Origin of the sequence: Porphyrobacter sp. YT40, assembly GCF_006542605.1 — a bacterium.
Lineage (GTDB): Bacteria > Pseudomonadota > Alphaproteobacteria > Sphingomonadales > Sphingomonadaceae > Erythrobacter.
In genome coordinates this window covers 3,111,435-3,137,393 of the sequence record NZ_CP041222.1, presented here as the reverse complement: position 1 = coordinate 3,137,393, position 25,959 = coordinate 3,111,435, and the positions used below count along the sequence as shown (strand labels likewise).

Sequence of the window (25,959 nt, the reverse complement as noted above, 5' to 3'; positions counted from 1 at the left end):
GATGTCGAATCGTTTCTCCGCCATTCGTGCCATCTGGGCCGGTTCCACCGTGCTCGCCGCCGCCGCCTTCGGGCTTGCCGCACCTGCTGCCGCACAGGATGCCGAGGCTGCCGCCGAAGCGACTGCCGAAGCGCCCGATGGTCAGCTTGCGACCATCATCGTCACCGCCAACCGGCGCGAGGAAAACCTTCAGGATGTCGCCGTGTCGGCCGACATTCTGGACGCCGATCGCGTCTCCGCGATCTTCAGCGGCGCGGGCGACATCACCGCGCTGGCGGGCACCGCGCCGGGCCTCAATGTCGAAAGCTCGAACGGCCGCGTCGCCCCGCGCTTCTATATCCGCGGTCTCGGCAACACCGATTTCGATCTTGCCGCTTCGCAGCCGGTCTCGGTGCTGCTCGATGACGTGGTGCTTGAGAACGTGACCCTCAAGAGCTTCCCGATCTTCGACGTCCAGCGTGTCGAAGTGCTGCGCGGGCCGCAGGGCACGCTGTTCGGGCGCAACACCCCGGCGGGCATCGTCAAGGTGGATTCGGTCAAGCCGAGCCACGATACCTCGGTCGCCGCCTCCCTGTCCTTCGCCAGCCTCGACACCGTGTCGCTCAACGGTGCGGTCGGCGGGTCGATTGCCGAAGACGTGCTGGCCTTCCGCGTTGCCGCCCAGCTCCAGACGCGCGGCGACTGGATCGACAATGGCTTCACCGGGCAGGACAACGTTCTGGGCGGCTACACCGACTTCGCCACCCGCGCGCAGCTGCTGTTCACGCCGGGCGAGCGGGCGAGCATCCTTGCAGCGGTCAATTTCCGCGACCTCGCCGGTTCCTCGACCTTCTTCCGCGCCAACGTGCTGGGGCCGAGCGCGAACCAGCCGAACAACACCAACAAGCTCAACGAAAATTACGATCGCGACCGGGTGTTCTACGACGCCGGCGGCGGCAACGTGGCCGATTATCAGCAGTTCGGCGCGACGCTGACCGCGGCCTATGAATTCGATGGCGCGACCCTGACCTCGATCACCAGCCACTGGACCAGCGAAGGCTCCAGCCGCGGCGATATCGACGGCGGCAACCTCGTGACCGGGCCGGGCTTCATCCCGTTCCCCTCGGACACGCAGGATTCGATCGACCTGAAGCAGACCACGCAGGAAGTGCGCCTCGCCTCGAACGGCAGCGGGCCCTTGAGCTGGCAGGTCGGTGGCTTCTACTTCGAAAGCGATTTCGATGTCACCACGGTCGGCTTCACCTTCCCGCCGCCGGTCACCGTCAACCACACCAACGAAGCCTGGGCGCTGTTCGGTCAGGTCGGCTATCAGCTGACCGAGAGCCTGCGCGTCACCGGGGGCCTGCGCTACACCGAGGACGACAAGGCGTTCTTCGTCCGCTCGGGCGCGGCGCCGCAGCCGGTGAGCGTGGGTGACGAGCAGTTCGATTGGGACATCAGCCTCTTTGCCGATGTCTCGGACGATGCCAGCGTCTATGCCAAGGTCGCCAATTCGTTCCGCGGGCCGACCATTCAGGGCCGCGACGTCGCCTTCTTCGCTCCGCCCTCGGTCGCCCAGTCGGAGAACATCACGTCCTACGAAGTCGGCTTCAAGAGCGAGTTCGCCGATCGCCGCGTGCGGCTGAACGGCGCGGCCTATTACTACACCGTCGAAGACCCGCAGTTCACCGCCGTGGGCGGCGCCGGGAACCTCGTGCAGCTTATCAACGCTAACAAGGGCGAGGGCTGGGGCGTCGAAGTCGACGGCGCGTTCCAGATCAGCCCCGAATTTCTGGTGACGCTGGGCGTGGCCTACAACAACACCGAGATCATCGACGGGAATCTCGCGGTCGGCATCTGCGCGCAGTGCACGGTGACCGATCCGACCCGTGAGATCGCGGGCACCCGCCGCGCCTTCATCGACGGCAACCCCTTCCCCAACGCGCCCGAATGGAGCGGCGATTTCACCGCCCGTTACGGCATCCCGGTGGGCAATTCGGGCGAGTTCTTCATCTTCACCGACTGGACGTACCTCGGCGAGACCAACTTCCTGCTCTACGAAAGCGCCGAATTCAACGCCGGCAGCCGGATCGAGGGTGGCCTGAAGATCGGCTATGCGGGGGATGACGGCCAGTGGGAAGTCGCCGCCTTTGCGCGCAACATTACCAATGAAGACAATGTGCTCGGCGTGATCGACTTCAACAATAACACCGCTTTCGTCAACGACCCGCGCATCATCGGCGCGATGATCAGCGTCAAGTACTGAGGCTATGCGCCCTCTCATGGGGCGCACCGCAAAGGGGAAAGCCGGCAGGGGGCGACCTGCCGGCTTTTTCTTTGCGTTTCTTGCCAGCGCGCCAAGATGCTGACCCATCGCGCGCTGGATATGCTCAAGCGCCGCACGGGCTTAACCAATGCGCGATGAACGCGGCTCATCGCGCATTGGTATTACTCGGCAGCAGTCCCTGCCGCCGCTTCGGGGACCACGGTGAAGGCCACCGCGCCATCGGGATCGAGGTATTTGAGCGCGGTCTGGTGGATGTCTTCTGGTGTGATGGCACGCAGGACGTCGGGCGTCGCGACAAAGCGATCCAACCTTGCCGGCTCGCTCTGCGCGCGCGATGCGAGCCCGATCCAGCCGCTCAGGTCCTTCAGAACATTGCTGTAATCCTCGAGATAGGGCTTGCGCGCCCGCTCGATCACGTCGGCATCCAGCGGGCCCTTGCGCAGATCGGCAATCAGGCCCTGCAAGGCCGCGCGGCTCGGCTCGATCTGATCGACCGCGACCGAGGCGGAGATGATGAACACGCCGTAGCCGGGATAGTAATGGCTCGGCTGCGAACCCGCCGATGGGGAATAGGCCTGCCCCAATTCCTCGCGCAGCCGGTCGGTCAGTTCCAGCCGGACGATGCGCGACAGCAGATCGAGCCGCAGGGTCTCGCCAAGGTCGCTGTCGTCGGTGGTCGGCCAATACCATTGCAGCAGAGCCTGATCGGCCTCGCCCTTGTGGGTCAGCACCCGCTTGCCGCGCGTCGCGGTGAAGCTGCGGTCGCGGTTTTCGGTACGCGGGTTGAAGGCTGCCTCGCGCTGCGGCAGCGCGCCGAGCGTGGCGGCGACAGCGGCGATGGCAGCGTCTTCATCGAGATCGCCCGCAAGCGCGATCTCGATCGCACCCTCGGCCAGCCGGTCGCCGATCGCGTTGCGCAGGGCTTCGTAGTCGAGCGCGAAAAAGGCCTCGCGCGGTTGCAGGCTGAAGCGCGGGTCATCGTCGGACAGGATCGCTCCGCTGGCCGAGGACAATGCGCGGCCCGGAGTGGAATCGAGCGTGTTGAAGAAGTTGTCGATGTTCTTGCGGAACCGCTCAACCCCTTCGGGCCGGTAACCTGGATCGGTCAGCGTCGCGGCCAGCACCTGCAATTGCAGCAGCAGATCGCGCGGGGTGGTGACAGCCGAGGCAGTAAAGGCATCGGCGCTGCTATTGAGATCGAAGCTGACACTTCGCCCGGCGAGCACGCTGGCGATCTCGTCCTGACTGTGCTTGCCGAGGCCGCCCGAGGGCAGCGTGCTCGCCAGATAGGCGCGCAGCGGCGCATCGCGGGTGTTCATCAGATCGCCGCCATCGAGCGCGAAGCTCACCGCGATCCGATCCTTGCGCACATCGGTGCGCTTGAGGTTCAGCCGCACGCCATTGTCGAAGACGATGCGGCGGATGCCGAGGCGTTCTTCCACCGTGTCGCTCACAACCGTGCCCGGCGTGCCGAAATCGGTATAGGCGAAGGCGAGCGGGCCATTGTCGACCGGCGCGGTGATGGCGAGCGCCATACCTTCGCCGAATGCGCTGCGCAGCGCGACCTCGCCGCCCTCGGGCGCGGTGCGGCCGGTGAAGCGGATCAGCGGCTCTTCCAGCGGCGCGGCATCCTCCCGCACCGCCTCCCACAGCGCCTGCGGGGTCATTTCGGGGGCGAGCCGCTCGAACTCGGCCAACTGCCATTCGGGCGTGACCGGCACGCGCTCGTCCCCCGCCAGCGCCAGCGCGGCGCCCACGAAGACATTGTTGCCGCGCGTGTCGGCGGATTTGGCCGCATTCTCCAGCGCGGTGCGCAGATTGGCGAGCTGTTCGTCGACCTCGGCCTGCGTGAAGCCGAACGTCATCGCCTGATTGACTTCGCGCACGGCGGCGAGGACGCCCTTGTTCCACTCGCCATCGGCAGTGCTGACGCTGAGGCTAGTGATCCGCGCATCCTCGAAGATGTCACCGGTGCCGAAGCTCGCGACCCGAAACGGCGCGTCTGCCCCGCGTGCAAGCCGGGCGAGGCGGCGGTTGATGATCGCATAGCCGAGGCTGCGCAGCGCATCGGCGCGGCGGGTGGCGATCGTGTCGGGATCGTCACGCCACGGGGAGAGGCGGCTGATGGTGACGGTTTCGGGCAGGGCGGGGTCGATGTGGATGTCGGTCAGGCCCTTGGCGCTGGTGTCGATCGGCCCGGCTTCGGGTTCGGCAGGGGCAGGGGCGGGTGCCCAGCTGGCAAAGCGTTCGCGGATCGCGGCCTCGACCACCGGGACCGGGAAGTCGCCGACCACCACCAGCACGGTGTTGGCCGGACGATAGGTGCGTTCATAAAGCGCGCGGATCTGCGCGGCGGTGGCGTTCTCCAGCACCTCGGCGGTGCCGATCGGCAGGCGCTCGGTATAGCGCGCACCGGGGGCGATGAAGGCGGCGTTGTCCTCGTAGTTGCGCAGCTGGAAGCCCGCACGGTCACGCCGCTCGGCAAGAATAACCCCGCGCTCGCGCGCCACCGCATCTTCGGAAATCGTCAGCTCGCTCGCGGTCTCCCGCATCAGCATCAGCGCGGTGCCGAGCAGCGCTTCGTCATTGCGGGGCAGGTTGAGCATGTAGGTGATGGCATCGAAGCCGGTCGAGGCATTGGTGTCCGCGCCGAAGGCCAGCCCCTCACGTTCGAGCAGCTTGATCATCTCGCCCTCGGGGATGCCTTTCGAGCCGTTGAAGGCCATGTGTTCCAGATAGTGGGACAGCCCGCGCTCGCTGTCCGTCTCCTCCAGCGCGCCCGAATCGATCCGCATCCGCACCAGCGCTGTGCCCGCAGGCGTCGCGTTCTGGCGGATGACGTAGCGCATCCCGTTGGGAAGCTGGCCGAAGGTGTAGCCGGGATCGACCGGCACATCGCTGGTCTCGAAGGCCCAGACCGGGTCAGGAGCCTTAGTGGCGGCGGCGGCGACGGGGGCTTCGGCGGCGGGCGCATCCTGCGCGGCCAGAGCGGTGGTGAAGGCAAGCGGCGACAGGGCCAGCATCAGGCTGGCGGCAAGGGCAAAATTCCGCATGGATATCAGACGTCTCTCTCGGGCCATTGGCGTTACCTGAGAGACTAGCGGCTGAAACCGGGCTGTCAGCCTATTTGTTGCCCGGCGCTACTTCTTGATCGGCGGCGGCCCGCGCAGGCGCGAGCGAGCGTGGGACAGGTCGAATACCTCGCCCGGCCCATTGTCCTCGCCGTTCAGCAGGCCGAGGCGGCGGGCGACTTCGCGGTAGGCCTCTTCCTCGCCGCCCAGATCGCGGCGGAAGCGGTCCTTGTCGAGCTTTTCGCCGGTCGCCATGTCCCACAACCGGCAGCCATCGGGGCTGATCTCGTCGGCGAGAATCACGCGGCTGTAATCGCCATCGTAAAGCCGCCCGAATTCGAGCTTGAAGTCCACCAGCCGGATATCGATCGCGGCGAACATCCCGCACAGGAAATCGTTGATGCGGATCGCCATAGACGAGATGTCGTGCATCTCTTCATGGCTGCACCAGTTGAAGCAGGCGATGTGCTCTTCGGCCACCAGCGGATCGCCCAGCGCATCGTCCTTGTAGTAATATTCGATCAGCGTGTGCGGCAGCGGCTCGCCTTCCTCGATCCCGAGGCGCTTGCTGATCGAACCGGCCGCGACATTGCGCACCACCACTTCGAGCGGGATGATCTCGACCTGCCGGATCAGCTGCTCGCGCATGTTGAGGCGGCGGATGAAGTGGGTGGGGATGCCGATATGGGCGAGGCGGGTGAACACATGCTCGCTGATGCGATTGTTGATCACGCCCTTGCCGTTGATCGTGCCCTTCTTTTCCGCGTTGAAGGCGGTGGCATCGTCCTTGAAATACTGGATCAGCGTGCCGGGTTCGGGCCCCTCGTAGAGGATCTTGGCCTTGCCTTCGTAGAGCTTGGTGCGGCGGGACATTGGCACTTTCCCTTTGGGCGCTCGGCCCCTTTTCAGCGAATGGTGCCCGAGGGCGGATTTGAACCACCGACACGCGGATTTTCAATCCGCTGCTCTACCCCTGAGCTACTCGGGCATTCGCTGCGAGCGACGGGCTCTGTGGCCCGGCGAGCAAATGAGAGCGGCCCTATGGCGAAGGCGAGTGGGGTTGGCAAGGGGCTTTTATGGCCGCGCCGCCGGATTATTGCACGCAGCCTCAATCCTGCTCACGCCAGCTTTCCTGCGCGATCTCCTCCGGATCTGCCGGAGGGCCGGGGACGGCGTAGGAATCGGAGAACCAGCGGGCCAGATCGCGGTCCCGGCAGCGCTGCGAGCAGAAGGGGTGGTGATCGGGATGGCGCGGCTTGCGGCAGATCGGGCAGGGCTTGTTGGTCATGCCGCCACGATCTGGGCACTGGGCGCTTCGAGCGCAAGGCCGGGATCGGTTTCTAGCCGCACGGTGCGGCCCGTCCGCCGGGCGAGTTCGTCGAGCCATTGCGGCTTGAGCTTGGCCTTGAGCGCGGGATGGACTCGCAGTTCCAGCACCGGGCCATGCCCTTCGGCCTGCTCCGCGATCCGCAGAGCGAGGCGCGCGCACAACCCGACCCGCGACGTGGCGAATCGGTGCAGCAGCGAGGGTCCCTCCAGCCGCGCGACCAATTGGACGAAGCCGAAGCCATTCATCGCGGTGCGCTCGTGCGGCCAGCCTGCGAGCGCCGCGCCCAAGGCATCGTCGACCGCGCGGCGATCGTCCTTTGTCTGGAGCGTCGGAAAGTCGATCCCGATATTGCCGCCAAGGCCAAACCACGCCAGCGCCCGGGCGATGGCCGGAACCGCGGCGAGCGCAACCTCGCGCGGGGTGCCAACACCGTCGATGTCGATCACGGTCATCGCCGGGGTGACGCTGACGAGGATCTCGCCGCTGGGAATGTCGAGGCTGGCCGACGAGGCGGCGTGCCACACCTCTTCCCACATTCCGGCGGGCAAGCGGCGGACGATGCGGCCTTCGGGCCAGCCCGAGGCGGGGGAGGGCGCGTCGGCTGCCGCCACCCGCGCCTGCGCCCGCTTGAACCTCCCGCGTTCGGCAAGGGCGGCGCGGGTGATCACGAGATCGAGGCTCTGGCCTTCGGTGACGCTTGGCGGGAGGTGATCGACCAGCGCCTCGCGCCCGTCATCCAGCAGCGCGACCCCGCGCCGGCTGCCCCTGAGTTTGGTGGTGAGCTGGCCCGTCACCCGCGCGCCTGCGGTCAGCTCACCCGGCCACCTGACCTTTGCCGCGAGCACGCGCTCGCCCTCGACCAGCAGGGCGCGGGTCTCCCCGATCCCTTCCTCGATCAGCCACTCAGGCAATCGCAAACCCCGCCGCCTTGAGCAGGGCGCGTGTCTCGTAGAGCGGCAGCCCTATCACGCCCGAATGGCTGCCCCGGATCCACTGGATCAGCCCCTCAGCCGCGCCCTGGATCGCATAGCCGCCCGCCTTGCCTCGCCAGTCACCGCCCGCGATGTAATCGGCGATTTCCTGCGCGCTGAGTCGCTTGAAGCAGACAACCGTCTCGCTCAGCCGCTCGCGCAAAGTCCCATCGGGTGCGCGCAGCACCACGCTGGTGAGCACCTGGTGCCGCCGTCCGCTCACCAGGTCGAGACAAGCGCGCGCTTCGGCTTCGGTTTCGGTCTTGGGCAGGATGCGCCGCCCCACCGCGACCACAGTATCGCCCGCCAGCACAAAGCCGGGCGAGTCCACCGCGAGCGCCTTCTCGCGGCCCATGCGCAGGGCATAGGCGCGGGGCAGCTCACCCTTGAGCGGAGTTTCGTCGATATCGGCGGGGGTGACGGCATCGGGCGCACAGCCCAGCCGCGCGAGCAATTCGCGCCGCCGGGGCGAGGCCGAGGCCAGTGTCAGGTGAAGCGCGCCCATCCGGGCCGCCGGCATTTACTGCGGGCCGGGGCCGCCGCGACCCGGCATGAAGCGGTAGGTGATGCGCGCCTTGGTGAGATCGTAAGGCGTCAGTTCGCACAACACTTCGTCGCCCACCAGCACGCGGATGCGGTTCTTGCGCATCTTGCCTGCCGTGTGGCCGAGCACTTCATGGCCGTTTTCAAGCTCCACCCGGAACATCGCATTGGGCAGCAACTCAACCACGCGCCCGCGCATTTCGAGGAGTTCTTCCTTGGCCATGTAATTCCTTCGTCTGTTCCGCGAACGCACAATACGTCCGTCGATGCGGGGCTGCGCTTTAGCGATGCGGGAACCAAAAGGGAAGGCTCGTGCGTTACGGGTCTGGAAAGCCGGGCGTCCGGGCAGTTTTCTGCCGGGGCGCCCTTTGACTTGCAAGAATGCGTCCGGGTCACGGCGCAAGGCGTAACACACCGGCCAGACGGCGGCGACGACAAGCTGCCCGGCCATGTAACACACTGTAAACAAAGGGACTCGATGAACCTCTCCCCGCTCTCCCGCGCTGCCTTGCGCGCTGGCACCTGTGCTCTTGCCCTGTCGCTGTTTACGGCGCCTGCATTTTCGGCGCCCGCACCAGCCGCCGCTGCGGCCGCGCAGCCGCAGCCCGAGCCAGCCAGCCTGCCTGCGGAGGAGGAAGAGCCCGAAACCGCCAGCGATGTGATTCCGGCGGCGAGCCAGGAAATCATCGTGCGCTCCGGGCGGCTGCGCGGGCAGCTGTATGTGGAGCAGGCCCCGCTGCTGCAACTCGACGAGGAGGCGATCGCCGCCGAGGGCGTGACCTCGATCACCGATCTCATCGCCCAGATCAGCGCGCGGACCGGATCGGCCCGCGGGCGCGGCGGCGGCGACCGGCCCGTGATCCTCGTCAACGGTATCCGCATCGGCTCTTTCCGCGAGTTCGCCAATTACCCGCCCGAAGCCCTCGCGCGGGTCGAGGTGTTTCCGGAAGAGGTCGCCCAGCGCTTCGGATTTCCGCCCGATCGCCGGGTGATCAACCTGATCCTCAAGGACAATTATTCGAACCGGCAGGTCGATCTCGAATATGAAGGCCCCTCGCGCGGGGGCTATGCCCGCAACGAGCAGCAATTCGGCATCCTCAAGATTGCCGATGGCGGGCGCATCAACGCCAATATCGAAGTGCAGGACACCAGCCTGCTGACCGAGGACGAGCGCAACATCCGCCAGACCGAAGGTTCGGTCTCCGATGTCGCGGGCGATCCAAACCCGGCGCAGTATCGCAGCCTCCTCGCCGACACCTTCGGGCTCGAGGGCAACCTTTCTTGGGCCAAGGCGATCATCGACAGCGGCACGTCGCTCAGCGCCAATCTCAACTACAACCGCAACGAAAGCCGCAGCCTCGACGGGCTCAACACCGTCGTGCTGCGCGCCGATCCGGCGGACGAGGAAGGCACGCTGCGCACCTTTGGCGCCGATACCCCGCTGGCGCGCCGCAGCTCGACCGACACGATTTCGACCGCCGGATCGCTCACCAAGTCGGTCAATGCCTTCCGTCTCACCAGCACCTTCGACGGGTCGCTTTCCGAGACCGAGACCGAGATCGACCGCCGCCTGACTGCGGCCCAGCTGCAAGTGTTCGAAGACGCGGCGCTGGCGGGCACGCTGGCGTTGGACGGCCCGCTGCCGAGCATGACCGACAACGGCTTCGATGTCGCGCGCAGCCGCTCGCTCAACGGCAGCACGCTCACCACGCTGCAAGGCCCGCTCGGCAATCTGCCCGCCGGCGAGGTGCTGGCGACCTTCGATGTCGGGCTCGACTGGCAGCGCATCGAAAGCGCCGATACGCGTTCTGATCAGGAGGTCGAGCTGACCCGCCGCCGGCTTTCGACCGGTGCCAATGTGGTCGTGCCGCTCACCAGCCGCCGCGAGGAATTCCTCGATGCGCTGGGCAGCTTCACGCTCAACCTGCAGGCCGGGGTCGAGGATCTCAGCGATTTCGGCGTGCTGGGTGACTGGAACGCCGGGATCACCTGGCAGCCGGTCGACGGGCTCGACCTGTCGGCGACCTACATCTGGCGCGAAGTCGCGCCGGGGCTGGCCGCGCTGGGCAATCCGCAGATCGTCAATTTCAACGTGCCGGTGTTCGATTTCGTGCGCGGGGAAACGGTGCTGGCCGATGTCACCACCGGTGGCAACCCGGACCTCCCGGCGGAGACCCAGCGCGACTGGAAGTTCTCGGCCAATTGGGAGCTGCCCTTCATCGACAACACCCGGTTTTCGGTGGACTACATCCGCAACCGTTCGGACAACGTGGTGAGCGGCTTTCCGCAGATCACTTCCGAGATCGAAGCGGCCTTTCCGGGGCGGGTCACGCGCGATGCCGATGGACGGCTGATCGCGGTTGACCGGCGCTCGGTCAGCTTTGCGCGGACCAAGGCGGACCGGGTGCAATTCACGCTCTCGACCAATGGCAGCATCGGCGCGCCTGCCGAGGGCGAAGGCGGCCCCGGCGGCGGCCGCGGGCGCTTCGGTGGCGGCGGTGGCGGCGGTGGTGGCGGTGCTCCGGCCGCGCAGCCCGCTCCGCCCACGACCGGCCCGGCGGCGACTCCGTCTGCGGGCGGACGGTCCGGCGGCGGGATGTTTGGCGGCGGCGCCGCCCCTACGCCCGAGCAGCGCGAGCAATTCATGGCCTTCCGCACCCGGCTGTGCGCCGATGACGGGCAGGCCTTCCTCGAACGGCTGGTCGCCGCGATCGACAGCGGCGCGGACATTTCCGCCGAATTCCCCGGTATCGACCCCGCCCGTCTCGCGCCAATGCTGGCGCGGGTTCGCGGGGAGGACGGCACGGTCGATCCCGCACGCCTCGCGCAGTTCCGCACCCGCATTTGCAGCATCGACCCGGCGATGATGGGCGCGGGGCGCGGGCCGGGTGGTGGTGGCCAAGGTGGGGCTCCCGCCGAGGTTCCGCCGCAGCTCGCCGCCTTCCGCGAGCGCGCCTGCGGTCCCGAGGGCACCACGGTGATCGCCGAGCTGATCGCGAAGATCGAGCGCGGCGAGGATGTCTCGGCCGAGCTTCCCGGCGTCGATCCCGCCTTCATCAAGATGGCGATCGACCGCTCGCGCCGTCCCGACGGCACGATCCCGCCCGAAGCGCTGGCGCAGTTCCAGCAGCGCTTCTGCGCGGCAGCTCCCGCAGGGCAGGGCGCGGGCGGGCCTCCGGCGGCAGGTGGCGGCGGCGCACCCGCGGGCGGGCCGGCCTTCAATCCGCTGGGTGGGCGGCAGTTCCAGGGCTGGCGTTACTTCGCCAACCTGACCCACACGATCGAGCTCGCCAACGAGATCCTGATCGCCCCCGGCATCGCCCCGCTCGACCAGCTCGATGGCGAGGCCACCGGCGCCTTCGGCCTGCCGCGCCATTCCAGCCGGCTCGAAGCGGGCCTGTTCGGCAAGGGCGTCGGCTTCCGTCTGTCGGGCATCTACACCGGCAAAACCCGGCTCGACGGCGCGGTCGGCACCAGCGATCTGTTCTTCGACGACATCGTCACCTTCAATCTGCGCATCTTCGCCAACATGGGCGAAGTGACGGGCAAGAACGAGGGCTTCCTGAAGGATTTCCGCGTCAGCCTCGTCGCCGACAACCTCTTCGACGCGCAGCGACGGGTTCGGGATGGCAACGGCGAAACGCCGATCAACTACCAGCCCTTCGTGATCGACCCGCTGGGGCTGTATCTCGGTATCGATTTGCGGAAGTTGTTCTAGGATCGAGACTGGGCGAGCGCCTCGGCGCAGGCAAAGCCGCTCGCCCAGGCCCACTGGAAGTTGTAGCCGCCGAGCCAGCCGGTGACATCCACCGCCTCGCCGATGGCATAGAGGCCGGGCACCTTCGCCGCCTCCATCGTGCGGCTTGAAAGCTCCGCCGTGGCGATTCCGCCCGCGGTGACTTCGGCCTTGGCATAGCCCTCGGTGCCGTTGGGGGCGAAGCGCCAGTCGGCAAGCCTCGCCTGTGCGGTGCGCAAATCCTTGTCGGAGACGTTGCCGAGCTCGCGCTCCAGCCCCAGCCGGTCGGCCAGCGCGTCGGCCAGCCTTGCGGGAAGGCGCTCGCGCAGCAGGGTGCGCAGGTGGGTGCGGGGCCGGTCGCGCTTGGCTTCGAGCAGCCAGTCGCTCGCGGCCTCCGGGAGGAAGGTGATGCCGACCTCTTCGCCGTGCCGCCAGTAACTCGACACCTGAAGGATCGCCGGGCCGGACAGCCCCTTGTGCGTGAACAGCGCTGCCTCGGCAAATTCGGTCTTGCCCGCCCGCGCGCGAACCGGCGCGGCAACGCCCGACAGGTCGCGGAACAGCGCATCCTCTCCCCCCAGCGTCAACGGCACGAGGGCAGGGCGCGGCTCGACGACTTTCAGGCCGAACTGCCGCGCCAGCCGGAAGGCAAAGTCGCTCGCGCCCATCTTGGGGATCGACGGCCCGCCCGTGGCGATTACCAGCGCCGGTGCGCCCCATGCGCGGCCATCGGCGGCGGTGACGGTGAAGCTGCTATCCTCCCCGCGTGCGACGCCGGCGATCTCCACCCCGCAGGTGAGCGTCACCTGCTCTGGCGGGCATTCCTCCAGCAGCATCGCCACGATCTGCTTTGCCGATCCGTCACAGAACAGCTGGCCCAGCGTCTTTTCATGCCACGCGATCCCGTAACGCTCGACCAGCGCGATGAAATCTGCCGGGGTGTAGCGGGCCAGCGCGCTCTTGGCGAAGTGGGGGTTGGCCGAAAGGTAATTGCCCGGCCCCGCGCCGAGGTTGGTGAAGTTGCAGCGCCCCCCGCCCGAGATCAGGATCTTCTTGCCTGGCGCCTCGGCCTTCTCGAGCAGCGCCACATTCAGCCCGCGCTGCCCCGCCTGTCCGGCGCAGAACAGCCCGGCCGCGCCTGCGCCGAGGATGATGACGTCGCTATGCTCCATGGAGGCGCGATAGGCGCGTGCGGCGCGATTGCCAATCGCTGCCGCGACCCGTCTCACACGGCCCCTCGGCCTGCCGCCAATCGGGCGGGCGAATGGAACAACGCCCGCCTCATCCCCTTGTTTCTTCTGACAGGCCGCCCCGCGCGGCCCCCCACACCAAGCAGGAGAGGACGTCCCCGTGACCGACACCACCCAGAAGGACATTGCCGAGATGGCTATGGCGCTGAAGAGCGAGAACGCGCCCACGCAGCAGCATCTCGAGCATCAGGAAAAGACCGCGGGCGAAGGCCCGATCAGCGACCGCTCGCGCGAAGAGCCCGTGATGGGCGCGCTCGATGCGGAAGGCCATCGCCCGGTGCTCGAACGCAGCCGGAAGGTGCGCTGACATGGACATTCGTTTCAACACCGACAATGCCACCGCAGGCTCGGCCGACATGGCGCAGGCAGTCGAGGATCGCTTGACCGAGCGGCTCGACGCGCGCTTCGGCGAGCGCCTGACCACCATCGAAGTTCACGTCCGCGATGTCGATGGTGACAGCAACCGTCCGGACGGGATCGAGGCGCGGCTCGAAGCGCGCCCCAAGAATGGCGATCCGATCTTCGTCGCCGAACGCGGCGAAAAGCCGATGGACGCGGTCAATTCCGCGCTCGGCACGCTCGTCACCCGGCTCGATACCGTGTTCGGCAAGGCCGACCGTCACCGCAAATAGGAGAATCCCCATGAAGATACCCGGCGGAACCCATGTCGCAGTGCTCGATGGCGAGCGTTTCTTGTGGCTCCACAACAGCGGCGATGCAGTTCATCCGCAGCTGGAAATGATCGACACGCCCGAACTCGATCCGACCAATTACAGTCAGGGCAACCAGCGCCACTCGATCACTTCGGGCCAGAGCGGCGACAGCGCCTTGGAAGAAGGCGCGCATGTCGCGGCGGCGGCGGAGTGGATGAACCATCAGGCCAAGACCAACCAGATCGAGAATTTGATCGTGGTCGCCGATAAGCGCTCGCTGGGCGAATTGCGGCGGCACTATCATGTCGAACTCGAACAGCGGCTGCTGGGCGAGATCGGCAAGGAGATGACCAACCAGCCGATCGACGATATCGCACAGGCGATCGTCGCGGCCTGACGGAAACCGCCTGCGGGGGAATTGCCAAGCGGGCGGTGCAGTCCCTATCTGGCTGCCATGGCCCGAACCCCCGCAGGCACCCCCCACGATCCGCGCGGCGCGGAGCGCTTCAACGAGGAGCGCGCCGCCTATACCGTGTCCAGCGCGCAGCCCGATCTCGAAGCGGGGGTGAAGGCGATCCGCGAGACGGTGAAGGTGCTGAAGCCGAGGCCGGGCGTCTACCGGATGCTCGATGCGCGCGGCGAGGTGCTCTATGTCGGCAAGGCGCGCTCGCTGAAGGCGCGGGTGGCGAACTACACCCAGATCGCGCAGCTTTCCGGGCGGCTCCAGCGCATGGTTAGCCAAACCCGCTCGATGGAGATCATCACCACCAATTCCGAGGCCGAGGCGCTGCTCTTGGAAGCGCAGCTGATCAAGCGCTTCCGCCCCCCGTTCAACGTGCTGCTGCGCGACGACAAGAGCTTCCCCTTCATCCTGCTGCGCGCCGATCATGCCTTCCCGCGCATCCAGAAGCACCGCGGCGCGCGGCGGGCGAAGGGCAATTATTACGGCCCGTTCGCCAGCGCCGGGAGCGTCAATACGACGCTCAATGCGCTACAAAAACTGTTCTTGCTGCGATCCTGCACCGACAGCTTCTTCAACAACCGCGACCGGCCGTGCCTGCTCTACCAGATCAAGCGCTGCTCGGCGCCTTGTGTCGGGAGGATCGACGAGCCGGGCTATGACGCGCTGGTTCGGCAAGCGAAGGACTTCCTCTCGGGCAAGTCGGGCGCGGTGCAGGCCGATCTCGAGCGGCAGATGGCAGATGCGGCGCAGAACCTCGATTTCGAGACCGCGGCGATGCTGCGCGACCGGCTGCGCGCGGCGACTTTTATTCAAGGCTCGCAGGCGATCAATGCCCAAGGTCTGGGCGATGCCGATGTCTTCGCGCTGGCGGCCAAGAACGGGCAGATGAGCGTCCAGTCCTTTTTCATTCGCGGCGGCCAGAACTGGGGCCACCGTGCGCTCTTCCCGCGCCACACGGCGGACGTCGACGAAGCGCAGGTGCTCGCCGATGTGATGCTGCAATTCTACGAGGAGGTGCCGCCGCCGCCCACCGTGCTGGTCGACCGCGATCTGCCCGAATGCGAACTGATCGAGGCCGCGCTATCCGAGCTTGCGGGGCGCAAGGTGCGCATCTCCGTCCCCGAGCGCGGCGACCGGCGCAAGCTGATGGCGCAGGCGCAGCGCAACGCGGTCGAGGCGCTGGAGCGGCGGCTGGCGGAGACCGGCACCAAGGCCAAGCTCAACCGCGAGCTCGCCGAGTTTCTGGAACTCGACACGCCCCCGCAGCGGATCGAGGTTTACGACAACAGCCACATCCAGGGCACCAAGGCGGTCGGCGCGATGGTGGTGGCCGGGCCGGACGGGTTCGAGAAGGGCCAGTACCGCAAGTTCAACATCCGCGAGGCGCAGAGCAACGACGACTTCGCGATGATGCGCGAGGTGATGGCGCGGCGCTTCCGAAACTTTGCGGAAGGCGAAGGCAATCCCGAGGCCAAGGCGGGCGGGCACGAGACCATCCTCCCCGACCTCATCCTGATAGACGGTGGCAAGGGCCAGCTGTCGAGCGTGATGCGCGTGCTCGAGGAGATCGGCATCGCCGACGAGGTGGCGGTGATCGGCATCGCCAAGGGGCCGCATCACGGGCGCGAGGGCCGCGAGGTGTTCCACTTCCCCGACGGGCGCGAGAAGCTGCTGCCGGTGAACTCTCCGCTGCTGTTCCACTTGCAGAACCTGCGCGACGAGGTGCACCGCTACGTCATCGGCGCGCACCGGGCGAAGCGCTCCAAGGCGATCACCGCGAGCCCGCTCGACGAGATCCCCGGTATCGGCCCGGCTCGCAAGCGCGCGCTGCTGTTGCACTTCGGCACCGCGAGCAAGGTGCGCGCGGCCGCGCTCGAAGACCTGCAACGTGCGCCGGGGGTCAGCGCGGCGGTGGCGCGGCAGATTTACGATTTCTATCACTCGAGCGGCTAAAGCGGCGGGGTGACACAGTTCGCCTTCTCGCTTGTTGCCCTGTTCGGTGTGCCTGCCGCGATTGTCGCGCTGATCTTTCTCGGCCACCGACTGACCCCGGCGACAATCTGGTACAGCCGTCCGGTGCAGGCGGTGGCGATACTCGGCTTCCTGTCCTGCATCGGTCTGCCCATACTGCTGGTCAATCTCGACAGTCAGGGCGACTATTTCGAAGACGAGGTCGCGCTGGTGAGCGCCGCTTTCGGCCTGCCCGAGGGCGCGAGGGTCGACCGGCAGCGGGACAAGACGCTGCGTCTGGGTGACTGCTGGCGCAACGCGGTCCTGTGGCGATCCGACGTCGCCTTTGCCAGCGCAGCCAGCTTCGACCGGTGGTATGCAGGCGGCGCCTACCGCGAGGCGATCTTCGCACAGGTCGCCGACTATTTCGGCCAGCCGCCCGAGGCGATCAGTGTTGCGCCGGACGCGCTCGACCTTGCCCCGCGCGATCCCCGCCATGTGCTCTCGGATGAGCGCGGTTCCTACCAGCGCAACACCCGCATCCTGCGGTTCGACGAGCCGTTCGTCTGCACCGCGATCGACCGGGCTGCGGACGGGTCGATTGCCCTGCGCCGCTGCGACCCGATTGCCGAGGGCGGCAATGGCGGCACGGCGGGGCAGGTGATCCTCAACCCCGACGCCAAGACGCGCCGGGTCGAGGGGTTGATCTACTACGCGCAGGGCCCCTCGACCTGCACCAATCCGGTTCGCCGCGCCGTCAATGCGGCGCTGGGCCTGCCGCATCCCGAGGGCGGCAAGCCCAACACGCAGATGGGAAGCGTCCTGCCCATCCAGTGAGACGGCTGCGGCAACGCCTGAGCGCCGCCGCAGCCATGTCCCTTACTGCCCGTCGAGCGCCTTGCTCACCAGCACGTTTACCGACACGCGGCGGTTCTGCGCGCGGCCCGCGGCGGTGGTGTTGTCCGCGGCCGGATCGGCGGTCGCCATGCCGGTCGGCGTCAGCATCCGGTAGGGCTTCCACTTGCACACCTGCTGGAGGTGGTTGACCACCGCCGCAGCGCGCTTTTCCGACAGCGTCTGGTTCACTTCCTGCGAGCCGGTGGAATCGGTGTAACCGAGCACCAGCATCAGCGAATTCTCGTTGGCGTCGGCCTGCTGCGCGGCGGCGCACAGCTCGTTCTTGGCCATCGGAGAGAGCACCGATTTGCCGGTGTCGAAATAGACGTTGGTGGTGCTCTTGAGGTTGTACTTGTCGATATCGCCAAGGCGGCCGCGCAGCGCTTCGGTGGCGGCGGCATTGGCCTTGATCGCCGCGCCCTGCTCGCCGAACTGCTGCTGGGTGCCGCCACGGATCATCCGCGCGATCTGCGCATCGTCGCTGGTGAAGCGCACTTCATTGGCGACCAGACCCTCGCCATATTGCGAGGTCTTGACGATCACCGGCATCCCGTTGAGCAGCGCGCTCTGATCAAAGGTCTTGTTGCCGATCCCGAGGAAGCCGCCACGGGTACGGATTTCGGTGTCGGGGTGGAGCGTGATGACGGTGTTGGTGCCGTCATTGGCGGTCACCTGCAGGCGTTGGCCCTGACGCGCCGAGATGATGCCGGTCACCTTGGGGCCTTCGGTCATGTCGGCGAGCGGCGGCAGCGAGCCATAGACCGTGGTCAGCACACCGCCCTGTTCGGCGGGCGGCATGGTCTGCTGCGCGGCAAGGCCGGTGGCGGCGGTGGCGGTCAGCAAGGCGGCAATCGCCAGCTTGCGCGAGTTGCGAATGGTGATGGTCACGACGGTAATACTCCTGCGAAAATGGGCCGCGATCCCGTATGCTGGCCCTTGTTGATTTCGGTGTGACGCGTGGTTGTTCAGCAACACCTTGCTCGCAGGTGAACGTCAACGCCCCGGTGCCCACAGGAGGGGGCAACCGGGGCATGGGATGCGACGAGTTGACGCCGGGCGCAGCGTCCCGCGTTCAGGTTCGGGCCTGTTGGAGACACATGAGACATTGTCCAGGGAACAAGAAACCTCTCCGGACGATGTTGGATTCCCGCAGTCCGCCAAACGCACGGCGGATTGCCGGAAAGGTGTGGACAGGGCGGGCGCGGCGATCGGCATGGCGGGGCTTGTACCCGCCTTGCCGCCCTGTAGGAAAGCCGCGCCCTGCGCCCTTACTTTGCCGCCTCGGCCGCAATCCAGCGGTCGATCTTCTGTTCGAGGATCGCCAGCGGCAGGCCGCCGGTGTCGAGCACCTCGGCGTGGAAGGCCTTGATGTCGAACTTCTTGCCCAGCTTCGCCTCGGCGCGCTGGCGCAGTTCCTGGATCTTGAGCGCGCCGATCTTGTAGGCCAGCGCCTGGCTCGGGATGGCGATGTAGCGATCCACCTCGGCCACCACCTCGGTGCGGGTCATGCCGGAATTGGCGAGCATGTAGTCGATCGCCTGATCGCGGCTCCAGCCCTTGGCGTGGATGCCGGTGTCGACCACCAGCCGCATCGCGCGCAGCTGTTCGTCCTGCAAGGTGCCATAACGGTTCCACGGGTCCTTGTAGAAGCCCATCTCGTAACCCAGCGTTTCGGCATAGAGCGCCCAGCCTTCGACATAGGCGGTCGTGCCGCCAAAGCGCATGAAGGCGGGCAGCGCCTCGTTCTCCTGCGCGAGGCTGATCTGGAAGTGGTGCCCCGGTGCGCCTTCGTGGAGGTAGAGCGTGACATTGCCCGGCGTCAGGCGGCTCGGCAGGTCATAGGCGTTGAAGTAGAACACCCCCGGGCGCGAACCGTCGGGCGAGCCCCCCTGATAGGAACCCCCCGCCTCGAACTTTTCGGTCGAGGGATCGTAGGGCCGGATTTCCAGCGGCGACTTGGGAATCAGCGAGAAATAATCGCCGATCTTGGCATCGACCTGCTTGCCGATGTCGTAGAAATTCTGGGTCAGCGCCTCGCGGCTCTTGGGCTGGAACTTGGGATCGGTGCGGACATAATCGAAGAACTGGGTAAGCGTGCCCTTGAACTTCACTTCCTTCTTGAGCTTCTCCAGCTCTCCCTTGATCCGCGCGACTTCCGACAGGCCGAGCTGGTGGATCGTCTCGGGATCGAGCGGCAGGGTGGTCGATTCCTCCACCATCTGGGCATAGAGCTTGTCGCCGCCCTTCATCTGCGACAGGCCGATGCTGTCGCGCGCGACGGGGAGGTATTCGTTCTTGAGGAAGTCGCGCAGCGCGGTGGTGGCGGCGTAGATTTCACGGGTCTTGGCCTCGTAGGCGGCGGTCAGGCGCGCGCGGTCTTCCGCCGACACCGTGTCGGGGAAGGCCTTGGTCGGGGCCATGAACATCGAATCCTCGATCGGGGTTTCCAGCTGGGTGTCGAGCTGGGTGACCATGATCTCGACCGTCAGCTTCGTCTCGAGCACGCCGCTGTCCATGCCTTCGCGGAACCGGCCGATCGCACGGCCGAGGAAGTCGATGTAATCGTCGTGCCGGCTGAGGTTGTCCTCGTAATGCGCCAGCGTCCTGAACGGCGCGACCCCGGTGCCGCTGGCAAGCTGCGGGTAGAAGGTGTGCAGCCCGAAGAAGTGGTTGAGCGGGCGAACCTCGGTCAGCGCGCGCATCTCGTCCGAATAGCCGTCAAGCGCGCGCTCCTGCGTGTATTTGAACACGTCATAGGCAAGCGCGTCGGTTTCATCGAGCTTACTGCGGTCGATCTGCGCCAGCAGCGCGAGGTTCAGCTTGATGTCGGTGCGGCTGGCGAGAAAGCTGGAATCGGTGAGGAGGTCGCCGAGGCGGTCGGCGTCCGTGTCGTCGCCGCGGAACAGGCGGCCGAGCGGGTCGAGCTCCAGCTCGCGCGCGTCGGCATCGGCGAACAGGGCGAACAGCTTGTCGTGCTCGGTCTGTGGGGCGGTTTCGGTGCTCGCGGTCAGCACCGCCGCGGCGAGCGGGGCGGCGGGGGTGTGCGCCAGAGCGGGCGCGCCCGTCAGCAGCAGGGCGGTCGAAGCGGCGAGGGCATGGCGCAAGGTCATCAAATGGGGTTCCCGAAATGGCAGTCGTGCAATCCCGGCGCGTTACGCCTCGGCGTGCGCCCGGCGCAAGCGCAGCGGCGACGAGCGGGCGAGCCGCTTCGACGGGTGACGTTGCGCCGGAGCCTCAGGCGCGGGCGAAGCGGGCGGCGTGGAAGGCCGCATCCTTGCGCAGCTGATCGTGCTGGACCCACACGGAATGGGTGCCCGAACAGATCTTGTGCGGCAGCGCGAGGCGGCAGATCGGGCCTTTCGTGATGTCGCTCGCATCGAGGATCGCGCATTGCGAGGTGCCGGTGTTCTCGTCGATCAGGAAGGTGACGAGGTAGCCGTCATCCTCGGTGGTGGCGCCCTTCCGGGGAATCATCGGGCTTTCGCTGGCATAGACCCCTTCGGGCAGGCAGTAGACCTGTTCCTCGCCGGTCTGGGTGTCGTGACGGACATAGCCGTTGAACAGGAACCAGCCGGGGCGGGTGGTGGTCGACCAGACGTAGCAGCTCTTGCGCATGGCATAGGCCGGATTGATCATCCCGAATTCGACGATCCGGTCGGTGAGGCGCTCCTCGCGAGTTTCGCCGGTTGTGAGGTTGAAGCGCCAGCGGTGGAGGCGGGACTGGAAGGAGTGTTCGTCGACATAGGCCATCATGTGGCTGTAGCGGCCCATTTCCTCGAGCGGATCGGGCATGGGTCTGGCCTGATGATAGCCTTCGAGGATCACCTCGTCGCCCTCTTCCCACGCATTGGTCCAGTGCAGGACATAGGTCGGCGCGGCTTCGAACCAGCGGATGTCTTCCGGCTGGCCGTGGCGGGGGATCAGGGCAAAGCGAGTGGGGACGCCCTCGTGCAGCCGCGCGGCGTGGATGTTGCGGGTGAGCAGCTCCTCGTCCCAGAACAGCGGCATATCGTTGAGGATCGACCAGTTCTTCGTGATCGCCATGTCGTGCGGCAGACGCGGGCCGGGCAGGGGGATGGGGACGTAATGCACCAGCCGCCCCTCACGGTCGACCACCCCGTAATGCATGAAAGGCGCGTGCTTGGAGTAGTTGAAGAACATCAGCTCGCCGGTCGCCTCGTCCACCTTGGGGTGGGCCGAGATGCCGTCCAAGGGCACCCACGGCGCCTTGCCGCGGCTGGCGAGCGTCACCGGATCGAGCATCCACGCCTCGCCGCATTGATAGAGCGTGGCGTAGGCCGTTCCGGCGTGAACGATGATGTCGGTCGAGCCGGTATCCTTCAGCCCCCCATGCGCGCCGAAGCCGGGGCGCTTGCTCGTGCCCCACGGGTCCATCAGCCCGCCCCACAGCGATTGCCCCGCGATCTGCTCGGCCTCGAAGCAATGGGTGCGCACGAAGCGGTTGCGGTAGCTGGCCCTGCCGCCGCTGATGTTGACCTGATGGATCATCGCGTCGCCATCGAAGGGGTGATGCCGCCCGAGCGGCTGATGCACCTGGTTTTCGGTGTTGCGCAGGTAGATGCCGTCGATATCCGCCGGGATCGCGCCCTCCAGCACCGGCAGCTCGGCCACGTCGACTTCCTCGTGCAGCGGCGTCCATGCCCCGGTGAGATAGGGGTGGTTCGACGGCTCCAGACTGGTCTTCACCGGCGGGTGGCGCGTGATCTGCATGATGGTCTCTCCCTCGCGCCAGAATGAGCGCGGGCTTTGGCCATGGCAAGATGCTATGCTGCTCCCTTGCGCGGCGGGCCGATTTTGATCCCTGTCAAAGCCAGCCGCGGCGTTCGGGGCGACCATCCACACCACCACCGGGAGACACGCCATGAAATCGATCCTGCTGCACATCGACCACGACGCCGCGATGACCGCGCGCCTGCAAGTCGCGCTCGACATCGCGCGGGCGACCAACGGCCACATCACCTGCCTTCAGGCGGTCAGCTACGAGGTCTTCGCGCCGGGCGATGTCTATGGCTCGGCGATTGCCGCCGCGATGCCGGTGATCAAGGAGAACGCCGAAAAGCTGCGCGCCCAGATTGAGGCCGACCTGGAGAACGAGGGCGTGCCGTGGGACTGGCGCTTCGTCTATGGCATCGCCCCGCAGCGCCTGCTCGAAGCCTCGCCGCTGGCGGACGTCGTGATCGTCGGCCCGGCCGAGGCGGGGAGCGACGGGCGCGGGCCTTCGGCGCTGGTGGGCGATGTGGTGCTGAAAGCCCCGGTGCCGGTGCTGGTGGTACCCGCGAGCGCCCCAAGCCTCGATCTGGGCGCGCCGATGCTGGTGGCGTGGAACGGCTCTGCCGAGGCCGCCCACGCCCTGCGCGCCGCCGTGCCGCTGCTCGCCTGCGCGTGCAAGGTGACGCTCGCCACCATCGCCGAGCCTTCGGACAAGTCGCGACACGATTTCCCCTCCACCGAAGGCGCGCATTATCTCGCCCGCCACGGGATCGACTGCGAAGTCGTCGAGATCCCGTGCGGCGAGGCGAGCATCGCCGACACGCTGTTCTCGGCCGCGCAGATGCGCGAATGCGGGCTGATGGTGATGGGCGCCTATGGCCATTCGCGGCTGGCGGAAATGCTGCTGGGCGGCGTGACGCGCAAGATGCTGAGCGAGCCGCAAATGCCGATCCTGCTGGCGCACTAATTCGTCATTGCGAGGAGCCGTAGGCGACGAGGCAATCCATGGGCCGCAGTTGAGACGCGTTGCACCGTCAGGCCTTGGTTTGCTTCGCTTCGCTCGCAATGACGAGGAGGGGGTTTACCTCTTTACCCTTTTCCGCATCATCCCTTCCTGCGCGACGCTGGCGACCAACTCGCCTGCGCGATTGAAGATACGCCCGCGGTTGAAGCCGCGCCCGCCGCCGCTCCACGGGGCGTCGGTGGCGTAGAGCAGCCATTCGTCGGCGCGGGCTTCACGGTGGAACCAGATCGCATGGTCGAGGCTCGCGCCCACCAACTCGTTGCGCATCCAGCTGAGGCCATGCGGCAGCGCGCTGGTGCCGAGCAGGGTGTAGTCGCTGGCATAGGTGATGATCGCGCGGTGCAGGTCGGGCGTGTCGTCGGCCCCGATAATCGGCGCGCAGACCCGGAACCACGTATGCGCGCGCGGCTCGCGCGGTTCGCGGCTCATCCAGTGCAGCGCATCGCAGGTGCGCATCTCGATCGGACGCGGGCGCAGCATCAGGCGGCGCTGCTGTTCGGAGAGCCTGTCGCCCCATGCTGCGGCGATTTCGCGGCGCTGCTCCATGTCGGGCCTCAGATCTTCTGGTTGCGGCACGTCCGGCATCGGCGAATCGCTGTGTTCGAGGCCGTCCTCGGCTAGCTGGAAGCTGGCGGTGAGGTTGAGGATCGGCACCGGCATCCCGTGCTCGTCCTCCTGCGAAGCGACCACGCGGCGGTTGGCGAAGCTGCGCCCGTCGAAATCGCGCGCGATGCGGTATTCGATCGGCGCCCCCTCGCGCCCGCCGCGCAGGAAATAGGCGTGGAGCGAGTGCGCGCTCTTGCCGTCGGTCACGCTCGCCTGCGCTGCCTGCAACGCCTGCGCGAGCACCTGCCCGCCGAACACCCGCCCGATCCCGTCCTGCTGCGGACGTCCTGCAAAGACATCGGCGGCGCGCTTTTCGACCGTCAGCAGGCGGACGAGGCTGGCGACGAGTTCGGCATTGGTGGGCGTGTCGGTCATGGCACGAGGCCATGCTTGCGCTTCACGAACCCGTCAATCCCAGCTTGCGCAGAGCGCGAAATGCATAGGCCTTGGCATGGTTCTGCACCGGCCAGCGGCCCGGGGCCTTCGGCGAAAAGCCGCGTTCGCGCAGGATCGCATTGAAGATCCGCGCATCGCTCTCCCGGTAACTCCATTCCGAGCGCCAGGTGATCGACAGCGAAACCGAGGGGGCGGGGCCGTTCTTCACGAAATGCGGCGCCATCACCGGCACGAACAGCGCCTCGCCGGGGCCGAGGGGGAATTCTGTGCCGTGGGGGAGGAAGCTGTCGTCCCACTTCAACTCGCGTGGGCCACCCGAATGATAGGTCTCATGCGCCTCGTCGGGTACGAAGCGGGTGTCGCCTGCCGGAAACTGGGTCATCACCTTGCTGCCGCGGATCTGGAGCAGGACATTGTGCTCGGGATCGAAGTGGTAGGGCGTGACCGAGTTCGGCGAGGACACGAAGATGAACCCCTGCGGCGTCAGCATCGCGCCGGTCGCGGCTTCGATCTCGGGGCGGATTTCCTCGAGCAGGCCCAGAAGAAGGTCGCGATAGGCGGGCGCCTGCTCGATGTTCTTGAGCACCGCCCAGCTTTCCGCCTCGGCAACCTTGCGGATCGTCTCCGCGATGGTCAGGCCGTTGGAGCCGGGCTTGCCGTCGACCCCGATCGGCAGATCGCCGCGGTTGTATTCGACCGAACTGATCGGCAGCTTTTCGGCAAGCTGCGCCAGCGCCTCGATCTCCAGCAGCGGGTGGCTGGTGAGGCTGTGGATGAGGATATGCGGATGCTCGGGATAATGCTTGGCAAAGCGGCTGCGCGTGGCGGGATCGAACACCGTGGCGGGCAGGGCATCGGCAAAGCGGGCAGGTGCGTTCATCGGCGTGTCCTCGATCGGGTTTCGTAGGCCATCAGCAGGCGGAAAGCGGCGCGGCGCAGCGGGCCACCGATGGCGATATTGCGGCTGACCATGCGACGCTTGTCTCGCCACAGACGCTCGATCATCGGGTGGCCTTCTGCGGCGCAGCTATCGGCCCAGTGGAGCCCGGGCCGTTCCAGCAGCGCGAGGTTCTCCAGCTGCAGCAGCATCCCCGGCGAGAAGCGCGCGAAGGCCTCGTCGAAGGCGGTCTTGAAGCTGTAGGCGCCGGGCGGGGTGATGAAGTTGACGAGCATCGCGATCGCCCGCCCGTCGAGCCGCAGGGCGAGCCGTTCGAGCCGCCCCGCCGCCGCCGCGCCCGCCAGCGCCTGTTCGAACAGGGCGCGCGTGTCGGGCGCGCTGGCGAGGGCGGAGCCGGCAGCGCCCTTCCATCCGGCGGCTTCGAGTGCGAGAAATTCCGCGGTCCATGCGGCAAGGTCTTCGTCGCCCGCCAGCCGTTCGAACGTCAGCGCGCCTTCCTCGGCGAGGCGATTGTGCTGCCTCCGCAGCTCCTTGCGTTTCTTGGCGCTCATCGCGGTGTCGAGATAGGCGGCGGCGCTGGCCTCGCCGGTGAGCAGCGCGCGCTGCTCCTCGGCGGCGGTGTAATGCGCGCGGGGCGCGGCGGCGAGCACCCGGTCGAGCGCGGCGCTGACCGGGCCATCGGCGGGAAGCTGCGGCAGGTGCAGCAGCAGCGCGCGGCCCGCGTGCCGGTCGCAATGGGCGAGCAGATCGCGCCAGAAAGCCTCCTCGTGCCCGGTGGCGACCAGCGGCACGCCGCAGAAGGCGTTGGGGTGAAGCCAGCCGCCCACATGCGGCACGCGGTGGCCGTAATAGTCCGCATCGCGCTTGACCGGCAGCAGGCCCGCCAGCCGCCCCTCGGCATACCACGCCGCAACGACGACCCGTGCCGTCTCGCCCCATTGCTTCAATGAGGGGAGCAGGAACCACGGCTCGACAAAGGGATTGGGCTCCGCCGCGCGGGTGACGAGGCGCTGCCATGCGGCGAGGAAGGCGGGGTCTTCGGCTTCGGCGAGGGTCAGCAGGCGCAATTGGGCAGGGGGCAGGGCAGCAGGCGCGCGTTCGGTCTCTGTTCGGATGCGGAAGCTGTCCGCATGCCCCATCTTCATCGCGATTCACCCCGTCGCAGCGCAACCCT

21 protein-coding genes and 1 tRNA gene are annotated in these 25,959 nt (G+C 67.0%); 8 read left to right on the top strand and 14 right to left on the bottom strand.

Going from position 1 to position 25,959, the window contains the following annotated elements; all coding sequences use genetic code 11:
- Position 1: 1 nt before the first annotated feature.
- Entirely contained in the window at positions 2-2,245 is a 2,244-nt protein-coding gene (locus E2E27_RS14770; RefSeq protein WP_141460390.1) for a TonB-dependent receptor, read from the top strand.
- A 182-nt stretch (positions 2,246-2,427) separates the two neighbouring features.
- On the opposite strand, the gene E2E27_RS14765 is transcribed toward E2E27_RS14770, so the two are convergent.
- The 7 genes from E2E27_RS14765 to infA all read right to left on the bottom strand — a co-directional run bounded on the left by E2E27_RS14765 (position 2,428) and on the right by infA (position 8,404).
- A complete protein-coding gene (locus tag E2E27_RS14765; RefSeq protein ID WP_141460388.1) occupies positions 2,428-5,319 on the bottom strand; it encodes a M16 family metallopeptidase in 2,892 nt (963 codons plus the stop codon).
- Between the two features lie 87 nt (positions 5,320-5,406).
- Complete coding sequence (gene purC / locus E2E27_RS14760) at positions 5,407-6,210, bottom strand: phosphoribosylaminoimidazolesuccinocarboxamide synthase (protein ID WP_086608060.1); 804 nt, start codon at positions 6,208-6,210, stop codon at positions 5,407-5,409.
- Between the two features lie 40 nt (positions 6,211-6,250).
- Positions 6,251-6,325 (bottom strand) — tRNA-Phe (locus tag E2E27_RS14755).
- 120 nt (positions 6,326-6,445) lie between these two features.
- Complete coding sequence (locus E2E27_RS14750) at positions 6,446-6,625, bottom strand: DNA gyrase inhibitor YacG (RefSeq protein WP_141460386.1); 180 nt, start codon at positions 6,623-6,625, stop codon at positions 6,446-6,448.
- Positions 6,622-7,578 carry an Rne/Rng family ribonuclease gene (locus tag E2E27_RS14745; protein WP_141461946.1) on the bottom strand — a complete coding sequence of 319 codons (957 nt, stop codon included), beginning with the start codon at positions 7,576-7,578 and terminating at the stop codon, positions 6,622-6,624. The genes E2E27_RS14750 and E2E27_RS14745 overlap by 4 nt, the downstream gene beginning before the upstream one ends.
- A complete protein-coding gene (locus tag E2E27_RS14740; protein ID WP_141461944.1) occupies positions 7,571-8,143 on the bottom strand; it encodes a Maf family protein in 573 nt (190 codons plus the stop codon). Before E2E27_RS14740 ends, E2E27_RS14745 begins: the two co-directional genes overlap by 8 nt.
- A gap of 15 nt (positions 8,144-8,158) precedes the next feature.
- Complete coding sequence (gene infA / locus E2E27_RS14735) at positions 8,159-8,404, bottom strand: translation initiation factor IF-1 (RefSeq protein ID WP_007163491.1); 246 nt, start codon at positions 8,402-8,404, stop codon at positions 8,159-8,161.
- 255 nt (positions 8,405-8,659) lie between these two features.
- On the opposite strand from infA, the gene E2E27_RS14730 reads away from it, so the two are divergent.
- Complete coding sequence (locus tag E2E27_RS14730; RefSeq protein ID WP_141460384.1) at positions 8,660-11,899, top strand: porin family protein; 3,240 nt, start codon at positions 8,660-8,662, stop codon at positions 11,897-11,899.
- Here E2E27_RS14730 and E2E27_RS14725 read toward each other — a convergent pair.
- Complete coding sequence (locus E2E27_RS14725; protein ID WP_141460382.1) at positions 11,896-13,089, bottom strand: BaiN/RdsA family NAD(P)/FAD-dependent oxidoreductase; 1,194 nt, start codon at positions 13,087-13,089, stop codon at positions 11,896-11,898. The genes E2E27_RS14730 and E2E27_RS14725 overlap by 4 nt on opposite strands.
- A gap of 178 nt (positions 13,090-13,267) precedes the next feature.
- Between E2E27_RS14725 and E2E27_RS14720 the strand changes: the two genes are divergently transcribed.
- The 5 genes from E2E27_RS14720 to E2E27_RS14705 are packed head-to-tail and all read left to right on the top strand — an operon-like array spanning position 13,268 to position 17,070.
- Positions 13,268-13,474, top strand: a complete 207-nt coding sequence (locus E2E27_RS14720) for a hypothetical protein (RefSeq protein WP_141460380.1) — start codon at positions 13,268-13,270, stop codon at positions 13,472-13,474.
- 1 nt (position 13,475) lies between these two features.
- Complete coding sequence (locus tag E2E27_RS18800) at positions 13,476-13,799, top strand: HPF/RaiA family ribosome-associated protein (protein WP_181443462.1); 324 nt, start codon at positions 13,476-13,478, stop codon at positions 13,797-13,799.
- Between the two features lie 10 nt (positions 13,800-13,809).
- Positions 13,810-14,217: a baeRF12 domain-containing protein gene (locus E2E27_RS14715; protein WP_181443461.1), complete on the top strand. Its 408-nt coding sequence runs from the start codon at positions 13,810-13,812 to the stop codon at positions 14,215-14,217.
- A gap of 57 nt (positions 14,218-14,274) precedes the next feature.
- The gene (gene uvrC / locus E2E27_RS14710) at positions 14,275-16,236 is read left to right on the top strand and encodes an excinuclease ABC subunit UvrC (protein ID WP_141460375.1); all 1,962 of its coding nucleotides are present in this window, start codon (positions 14,275-14,277) and stop codon (positions 16,234-16,236) included.
- Between the two features lie 9 nt (positions 16,237-16,245).
- Positions 16,246-17,070: a hypothetical protein gene (locus tag E2E27_RS14705; RefSeq protein WP_141460373.1), complete on the top strand. Its 825-nt coding sequence runs from the start codon at positions 16,246-16,248 to the stop codon at positions 17,068-17,070.
- 42 nt (positions 17,071-17,112) lie between these two features.
- On the opposite strand, the gene E2E27_RS14700 is transcribed toward E2E27_RS14705, so the two are convergent.
- From E2E27_RS14700 to E2E27_RS14690, 3 genes are all read right to left on the bottom strand, one after another.
- Positions 17,113-18,018, bottom strand: a complete 906-nt coding sequence (locus E2E27_RS14700; RefSeq protein ID WP_181443460.1) for an OmpA family protein — start codon at positions 18,016-18,018, stop codon at positions 17,113-17,115.
- Between the two features lie 380 nt (positions 18,019-18,398).
- Positions 18,399-20,240, bottom strand: coding sequence for a DUF885 domain-containing protein (locus E2E27_RS14695; RefSeq protein ID WP_141460371.1), 1,842 nt, complete (start codon positions 20,238-20,240; stop codon positions 18,399-18,401).
- A 124-nt stretch (positions 20,241-20,364) separates the two neighbouring features.
- Positions 20,365-21,861 (bottom strand): carotenoid oxygenase family protein, encoded by a 1,497-nt coding sequence (locus E2E27_RS14690; protein ID WP_141460369.1) that lies wholly within the window; start codon positions 21,859-21,861, stop codon positions 20,365-20,367.
- A gap of 151 nt (positions 21,862-22,012) precedes the next feature.
- Here E2E27_RS14690 and E2E27_RS14685 point away from each other — a divergent pair, with 151 nt between their 5' ends.
- Complete coding sequence (locus E2E27_RS14685; RefSeq protein WP_141460367.1) at positions 22,013-22,828, top strand: universal stress protein; 816 nt, start codon at positions 22,013-22,015, stop codon at positions 22,826-22,828.
- Between the two features lie 114 nt (positions 22,829-22,942).
- On the opposite strand, the gene E2E27_RS14680 is transcribed toward E2E27_RS14685, so the two are convergent.
- From E2E27_RS14680 to E2E27_RS14670, 3 genes are read right to left on the bottom strand one after another with little or no spacing between them, the layout of a single operon-like run.
- Positions 22,943-23,866, bottom strand: a complete 924-nt coding sequence (locus tag E2E27_RS14680) for an acyl-CoA thioesterase (RefSeq protein ID WP_141460365.1) — start codon at positions 23,864-23,866, stop codon at positions 22,943-22,945.
- 22 nt (positions 23,867-23,888) lie between these two features.
- Complete coding sequence (locus tag E2E27_RS14675) at positions 23,889-24,767, bottom strand: cupin-like domain-containing protein (protein ID WP_141460363.1); 879 nt, start codon at positions 24,765-24,767, stop codon at positions 23,889-23,891.
- Positions 24,764-25,930, bottom strand: a complete 1,167-nt coding sequence (locus E2E27_RS14670) for a GNAT family N-acetyltransferase (RefSeq protein WP_234036076.1) — start codon at positions 25,928-25,930, stop codon at positions 24,764-24,766. Before E2E27_RS14670 ends, E2E27_RS14675 begins: the two co-directional genes overlap by 4 nt.
- Positions 25,931-25,959: the final 29 nt, after the last annotated feature.

Coding starts and splice junctions, on each gene's coding strand:
- E2E27_RS14765 (WP_141460388.1), bottom strand. CDS start 5,319: ATGCGGAATTTTGCCCTTGCCGCCAGCCTGATGCTGGCCCTGTCGCCG.
- E2E27_RS14715 (WP_181443461.1), top strand. CDS start 13,810: ATGAAGATACCCGGCGGAACCCATGTCGCAGTGCTCGATGGCGAGCGT.
- uvrC (WP_141460375.1), top strand. CDS start 14,275: ATGGCCCGAACCCCCGCAGGCACCCCCCACGATCCGCGCGGCGCGGAG.
- E2E27_RS14770 (WP_141460390.1), top strand. CDS start 2: ATGTCGAATCGTTTCTCCGCCATTCGTGCCATCTGGGCCGGTTCCACC.
- E2E27_RS14675 (WP_141460363.1), bottom strand. CDS start 24,767: ATGAACGCACCTGCCCGCTTTGCCGATGCCCTGCCCGCCACGGTGTTC.
- E2E27_RS14685 (WP_141460367.1), top strand. CDS start 22,013: ATGAAATCGATCCTGCTGCACATCGACCACGACGCCGCGATGACCGCG.
- infA (WP_007163491.1), bottom strand. CDS start 8,404: ATGGCCAAGGAAGAACTCCTCGAAATGCGCGGGCGCGTGGTTGAGTTG.
- E2E27_RS14690 (WP_141460369.1), bottom strand. CDS start 21,861: ATGCAGATCACGCGCCACCCGCCGGTGAAGACCAGTCTGGAGCCGTCG.
- purC (WP_086608060.1), bottom strand. CDS start 6,210: ATGTCCCGCCGCACCAAGCTCTACGAAGGCAAGGCCAAGATCCTCTAC.
- E2E27_RS14730 (WP_141460384.1), top strand. CDS start 8,660: ATGAACCTCTCCCCGCTCTCCCGCGCTGCCTTGCGCGCTGGCACCTGT.
- E2E27_RS14695 (WP_141460371.1), bottom strand. CDS start 20,240: ATGACCTTGCGCCATGCCCTCGCCGCTTCGACCGCCCTGCTGCTGACG.
- E2E27_RS14750 (WP_141460386.1), bottom strand. CDS start 6,625: ATGACCAACAAGCCCTGCCCGATCTGCCGCAAGCCGCGCCATCCCGAT.
- E2E27_RS14670 (WP_234036076.1), bottom strand. CDS start 25,930: ATGAAGATGGGGCATGCGGACAGCTTCCGCATCCGAACAGAGACCGAA.
- E2E27_RS14740 (WP_141461944.1), bottom strand. CDS start 8,143: ATGGGCGCGCTTCACCTGACACTGGCCTCGGCCTCGCCCCGGCGGCGC.
- E2E27_RS14680 (WP_141460365.1), bottom strand. CDS start 23,866: ATGACCGACACGCCCACCAATGCCGAACTCGTCGCCAGCCTCGTCCGC.
- E2E27_RS18800 (WP_181443462.1), top strand. CDS start 13,476: ATGGACATTCGTTTCAACACCGACAATGCCACCGCAGGCTCGGCCGAC.
- E2E27_RS14725 (WP_141460382.1), bottom strand. CDS start 13,089: ATGGAGCATAGCGACGTCATCATCCTCGGCGCAGGCGCGGCCGGGCTG.